The 6,335-nt window shown below is 69.7% G+C and carries 5 protein-coding genes; all 5 read left to right on the forward strand.

Features of this window, described 5'->3' with window-relative positions; genetic code table 11:
* The first annotated feature begins 28 nt into the window (after positions 1-28).
* Entirely contained in the window at positions 29-2,020 is a 1,992-nt protein-coding gene (gene rho, locus IEZ01_RS14140; RefSeq protein WP_189201952.1) for a transcription termination factor Rho, read from the forward strand.
* 214 nt (positions 2,021-2,234) lie between these two features.
* Entirely contained in the window at positions 2,235-4,028 is a 1,794-nt protein-coding gene (locus IEZ01_RS14145; protein WP_189201954.1) for a trypsin-like serine protease, read from the forward strand.
* A 241-nt stretch (positions 4,029-4,269) separates the two neighbouring features.
* Positions 4,270-5,361, forward strand: coding sequence for an LCP family protein (locus tag IEZ01_RS14150; protein ID WP_019889492.1), 1,092 nt, complete (start codon positions 4,270-4,272; stop codon positions 5,359-5,361).
* A 141-nt stretch (positions 5,362-5,502) separates the two neighbouring features.
* The gene (rpmE, locus tag IEZ01_RS14155) at positions 5,503-5,724 is read left to right on the forward strand and encodes a 50S ribosomal protein L31 (protein WP_019889493.1); all 222 of its coding nucleotides are present in this window, start codon (positions 5,503-5,505) and stop codon (positions 5,722-5,724) included.
* Positions 5,725-5,828: 104 nt separating this feature from the next.
* Positions 5,829-6,335 (forward strand): PCRF domain-containing protein (locus IEZ01_RS14160; protein ID WP_189201956.1); only part of this gene is annotated, 507 nt, incomplete at its 3' end.

Genomic DNA, 6,335 nt, shown 5'->3' on the forward strand with positions numbered 1-6,335 from the left:
CGACGTCCGCTCCAGGGAAGGACCCTTCGTGAGCGACACCACCGATCTGATGGGCGTGACTGCCGACACCAACGTCGACAACGCCGCGCCCGCCGCAGGTGCTGCCACTGGCACCACCGCACGGCGCCGCCGCTCCGGCACCGGCCTCGAGGGCATGGTCCTGGCCGAGCTGCAGCAGGTCGCGTCCGGCCTCGGCATCAGGGGCACCGCGCGGATGCGCAAGAGCCAGCTGATCGAGGTCATCAAGGAGGCGCAGGCCTCCGGCGGCGCCGCCAAGAGCGCCGGTCCGGCCGCCGAAGCCGCCGAGACCAAGCCGAAGCGCCGCGCCACCTCCAAGGCCCGTACGGGCGAGGACACCGCCGCGGCCGCGCCCAAGGCGGAGAAGGCCGAGAAGGCCGTCGCCCAGCAGCAGATCGACATCCCGGGCCAGCCCGCCAGCGACGACCAGCCCGTGGGCGAGCGCCGTCGTCGCCGTGCCACCGCGCCGGCCGGCAGCCCGGAGGGCGAGACCAAGGCCGAGGCCAAGGCGGAGACGAAGACCGAGGCGCGGATCGACGCGCAGCCCGAGGCCAAGGCCGAGGCCGCCGTCGACGGCGCCGAGGGCCGTGGCCGCCGCGACCGCGGTGAGCGGGGCGAGCGCGGCGACCGCCGTGAGCGTCAGCGCGACCGCCGCGACCGCGGCAAGGGCGACGACCAGCAGGGCGGCGGTGGCCAGGGCGGTCAGCGCCAGCAGCGCCAGGGCGGCCCGCAGGGCCCCCAGGGCGGCCCGCAGGACGACTTCGACGACGAGGGCGGCCGTCGTGGCCGTCGCGGCCGCTACCGCGACCGCCGTGGCCGTCGCGGCCGTGACGACTTCGGCGCGGAGCCGCAGGTCAACGAGGACGACGTGCTGATCCCCGTCGCGGGCATCCTCGACATCCTCGACAACTACGCGTTCATCCGGACCTCCGGCTACCTGCCCGGCCCGAACGACGTGTACGTCTCCCTCGCCCAGGTCCGCAAGAACGGCCTGCGCAAGGGTGACCACGTCACCGGCGCCGTGCGCCAGCCGAAGGAGGGCGAGCGCCGCGAGAAGTTCAACGCGCTGGTCCGGCTGGACTCGGCCAACGGCATGGCCGCCGAATCGGGCCGTGGCCGCCCCGAGTTCAACAAGCTGACCCCGCTCTACCCGCAGGACCGGCTCCGTCTGGAGACCGACCCGGGCGTGCTGACCACCCGCATCATCGACCTCGTGTCGCCGATCGGTAAGGGCCAGCGAGGCCTGATCGTGGCCCCGCCGAAGACCGGCAAGACCATGATCATGCAGGCGATCGCCAACGCGATCACCCACAACAACCCCGAGTGCCACCTGATGGTCGTCCTGGTCGACGAGCGTCCGGAAGAGGTCACCGACATGCAGCGGTCGGTCAAGGGCGAGGTCATCTCCTCGACCTTCGACCGCCCGGCCGAGGACCACACCACCGTCGCCGAGCTCGCCATCGAGCGCGCCAAGCGGCTCGTGGAGCTGGGCCACGACGTGGTCGTCCTGCTCGACTCGATCACCCGCCTGGGCCGCGCGTACAACCTCGCGGCGCCGGCCTCCGGCCGCATCCTGTCCGGTGGTGTCGACTCGACCGCGCTCTACCCGCCGAAGCGCTTCTTCGGTGCGGCGCGCAACATCGAGGACGGCGGCTCGCTGACCATCCTGGCCACCGCGCTGGTCGACACCGGCTCGCGGATGGACGAGGTGATCTTCGAGGAGTTCAAGGGCACCGGCAACATGGAGCTCAAGCTCGACCGGAAGCTCGCCGACAAGCGCATCTTCCCGGCGGTGGACGTCGACGCGTCCGGTACGCGTAAGGAAGAGATCCTGCTCGGCAGCGACGAGCTGGCGATCACCTGGAAGCTGCGTCGCGTGCTCCACGCGCTCGACCAGCAGCAGGCGATCGAGCTGCTGCTCGACAAGCTCAAGTCGACCAAGTCGAACGGTGAGTTCCTGCTGCAGATCCAGAAGACCACGCCGTCGTCGAACAACGACTGACGCCGTCTCAGGTCGTAGCACCAGCCGCCCCCGTCACTCCGGTGACGGGGGCGGTTGCGCGTTGTACGATCACCGTGTCGTAAGTGGGGGGAACGTATTTCCGAATGCGCCTACTGAGTTGGCGGAGCCATGCCCTGAAGTCGCCGGGCGGCACGCCCCGTGTGGGATCTCTTCTCTCTCCTTCGAACTACGACACTTTCGATAGGAGAACTGCGTGACACTTGCTCACCGGAGAGCCAGGACGGCTCTCCCCGCGGCTGTCGCCGCGCTCGCGCTCGGCGGCGCGGTCCTGACGGCCGTACCGGCACAGGCCGCGGAGACCCCCCGGCCCGCCGTCGAACTCCCGGCGCCCGAGGTGGCGTCGAAGGCCGAGCTGAAGAAGCGCGCCGAGGGTGCGCTCAACGCCCTGCCGAAGGACACCAAGCAGGACGAGGGCGCTTCCGAGGCCCCCAAGACCCCCAAGTCCTCCACGTCGCCGAACGGCGCCGACCCGAAGATCATCGGTGGCGTCGACACCCCCGCGGGCGCGGCCCCGTGGATGGTGCAGCTGTACGGCGTCGACAAGGCGACCGGCGAGGGCTTCTTCTGTGGCGGCACGCTCATCGCCCCCGCGAAGGTGCTCACCGCCGCCCACTGCGTCCACGGCGCGGACTGGGGCACCTCCGGTGCCGTCGTCGCCGGTGCCACCCAGCGGGCCAGCGAGGACGCGAACGGCAACTGGCAGTTCCACGGCGGCCTGCTGGCCGTGCCGAAGCGGGCCTGGCTCAACCCGGCCTACAACGACGCGGCGATCAGGGGCGACGTCGCGGTCCTCACCCTGGACCGCCCGATGCCGTTCAAGACGCTGCCGATCGCGGCGCCGACCGACACGGCCTCGTACAAGCCGGGCACCAAGGGCACGGTGTACGGCTGGGGCCGCACCAGCGGTACGCCCGGTTCGGCGGGCTCGGAGACGCTGAAGCAGGCGAGCCTCAAGATCCAGCCCGACGCGTCCTGCCCCGGCTGGGCGGACGCGAAGGACACGTTCGTCGCCGGCCAGATGTTCTGCGCGGGCGAGCCGGCCACGGGGTCCGACGCGGGCACCGTCTCGCCGTGCAACGGCGACTCGGGCGGTCCGCTCGTCGTCGGCGGCCGGGTCGTCGGCATCGTCTCCTGGGGCGTCCGGGACTGCATCGCCGCGGGCGCGCTGAGCGTGTTCACGAAGGTCAGCACGTTCACGCCGCAGGTGGCCTCCGTGGTGGACGACGCCAACCTGACGGACGACAACAAGGCCGACGTGATCGCCCGTAAGACGAACTACAACACCTACATCTACAGGTCGCGCGGCACCTCGCTCGGCCTGGACGAGTCCCTGGGTGTGTGGAACAACGTCAACGTGATCCGCCAGGGCGACCTCAACAAGGACGCCAACCAGGACATCGTCTTCCGCACGCCGGCCGGCGAGCTGTACTGGGCCCGCTACGAGTGGCGGGGCGAGTCCATCGGGTACGAGTGGACCGAGACCCGCATCGGTGTCGGCTGGAGTGGCTTCAAGGACATCACCATCCCCGGTGACCTCAACCAGGACGGCAACCCCGACCTCATCGCCAAGGACTCCTCCGGGAACCTGTGGATGTGGGGCGGCCGTGGCAACGGTTCCTTCGCCGCCAAGGTCAAGATCGGCGTCGGCTGGAGCTCGTACGCCGTGTACGGCAAGGGTGACTACAGCGGTGACGGCAAGCCCGACATCATCACCCGTGACACCGCCAACCGGCTGTGGATGTACAAGGGAACCGGTCACCCGACCGCTCCCATCTCCGGCCGTGTGCTGGTCGGCAAGGGGTGGAACTTCAACGCCTTCGTCACCACCGGCGACCTGACCGGCGACAACAAGGCCGACTTCCTGGTGCGTGACTCGGCCGGGTCGATGTGGGCCTACAAGGGCACCGGCAACGCCACCACGCCGTTCGCCACCGCCGCCAAGGTGAAGATGGGCGTCGGATTCACGTCCTTCAACCTCTTCGGCTGAGCCGCGTAACCGGCTTTCCCCGACGAGACCTTCACCACACGGACGCCTCGCCGGCCCCGCCGTCGTAACCCGTCCGTGACCTGCGTAAAGACCACCGCGCCCACCGTGCCCCGCACGGTGGGCGCGGTGTTTCCACACACCGCGCCCGCCGAAACCTCACAGGTCCCTGTGCAACCCTTTCGGGCGCCTTGCCGTCACACAAGGTGAACCGATGACCTGAGCCGCTGACCCGAGGAAGCCGATGACCGAGCAGAGCACGAGCGGCCGAATACGCGGAGCCGGACGCCGGCGCAAGCCCCCCACGAAGACCCGCAGGGCGGTCACCATCGCCGGCTGGACCGCCGCCGCGGCCGTGGTCGTCGGCGGCGGAGGACTCGGTTACGTCTACGTCTCGCTCAACGGCAACATCGAGGGCGTCGACATCAACGCCCAGCTCGGCGACGACCGCCCGATCGACGTCGACAACGGCTCGATGGACATCCTCGTCCTCGGCTCCGACTCCCGCTCGGGCGACAACGGCGCCTACGGCAAGGACGAGGGCGGTGCCCGCTCCGACACCGCGATGATCGTCCACGTCTACGAGGGCCACAAGAAGGCCAGCGTCGTCTCCGTCCCGCGCGACACCCTCGTCGACCGCCCCCAGTGCACCGACAGCCAGGGCAGGCAGGTCACCGGCGAGCGCCGCGCCATGTTCAACACGGCGTACGAGGTCGGCGGCCCCGCCTGCGCGGTCAAGACCGTCGAGTCGATCTCCGGCATCCGCATGGACCACTACATCGAGGTCGACTTCACCGGCTTCAAGAAGCTGATCGACGAGCTCGGCGGGGTGAAGATCACCACCACCAAGCCGATCAAGGACAGCAAGAGCCACCTCGACCTCCAGCCCGGCCCCCACACCCTCGACGGGGAGCAGGCCCTCGGCCTCGTCCGCACCCGCAAGAGCGTCGGCGACGGCAGCGACCTCGGCCGGATCCAGCTCCAGCAGGCCTTCATGAAGGCCCTCATCAATCAGGTCAAGAGCGTCGGCGTCTTCACCAGCCCCAAGAAGCTCCTCGACCTCGCCGACTCGGCCACCAAAGCCATCCGGCCCGACTCCGAGCTCGACTCCGTCAACGAGCTGATGAGCTTCGCGAGCGGCCTCAAGGGTCTCGGCGCCGACGACGTCCACATGATCACGCTGCCGGTCACGTACGACGAACGCGACCCCAACCGGGTCGTCCCCCTCAAGGCCCAGTCCCAGCAGGTCTGGGCGGCACTCAAGGCCGACCGTCCCATCCCGGCGAGCGCCACCAAGGACGCCGCCACCGGCTCCGCCGACGGCGTCGTGAAGTAGAGGCAAGCCGGTGGAATAGATCCGGCCACCCCCCGGTTTTGGGAGATGCGGCCGGTCCTGGCAGACTGGTACGTCGGCCCCGGTTCACGCACCCGCATCCCGCGCGTGCGACCCGGTGCCCTCCCGAAACTAGGAGACACCTTGAAGCGCGACATCCACCCCGAGTACGTCGAGACCCAGGTCAGCTGCACCTGTGGTGCGTCGTTCACCACCCGTAGCACGATCGACGGCGGCAACATCCGTGCCGAGGTCTGCTCCGAGTGCCACCCGTTCTACACGGGCAAGCAGAAGATCCTCGACACCGGCGGTCGTGTGGCCCGCTTCGAGGCCCGCTTCGGCAAGGCTGCCGGCTCCAAGAAGTAGCGAGCCACTGCGCCGGTCTTCGGCCGCCCCGACCGGGGGTGGCCGGGACCGGCGTTTGCCGTCTCCCCGCAGCCCCACTTGCCGTACGAAACCAGGAGCCCCCGATGTTCGAGGCGGTCGAGGAACTGGTCGGCGAACACGCCGATCTCGAGAAGAAGCTCGCCGACCCTTCGGTCCACGCCGATCAGGCGAACGCGCGCAAGCTCAACAAGCGCTACGCCGAGCTGACGCCGATCGTGGCCACCTTCCGCTCGTGGAAGCAGAGCGGGGACGACATCGAGACGGCCCGCGAGCTGGCCCACGACGATCCCGACTTCGCCGCCGAGGTGAAGGAGCTGGAGAAGCAGCGCGAGGAGCTGACGGACAAGCTCCGGCTGCTCCTGGTCCCGCGCGACCCCAGCGACGACAAGGACGTCATCCTGGAGATCAAGGCGGGCGCGGGCGGCGACGAGTCCGCCCTCTTCGCCGGCGACCTGCTGCGCATGTACCTGCGGTACGCCGAGCGCGTCGGCTGGAAGACCGAGATCATCGACTCCACCGAGTCCGAGCTGGGCGGGTACAAGGACGTCCAGGTCGCGGTGAAGACCAAGGGCGGCCAGGGCGCCACCGAG

The organism is Streptomyces purpureus, assembly GCF_014648195.1.
Classification (GTDB): Bacteria; Actinomycetota; Actinomycetes; order Streptomycetales; family Streptomycetaceae; genus Streptomyces; species Streptomyces purpureus.

Excerpts from the sequence above, each read along its gene's own strand:
- IEZ01_RS14150 (WP_019889492.1), top strand. The coding sequence starts at position 4,270 with ATGACCGAGCAGAGCACGAGCGGCCGAATACGCGGAGCCGGACGCCGG.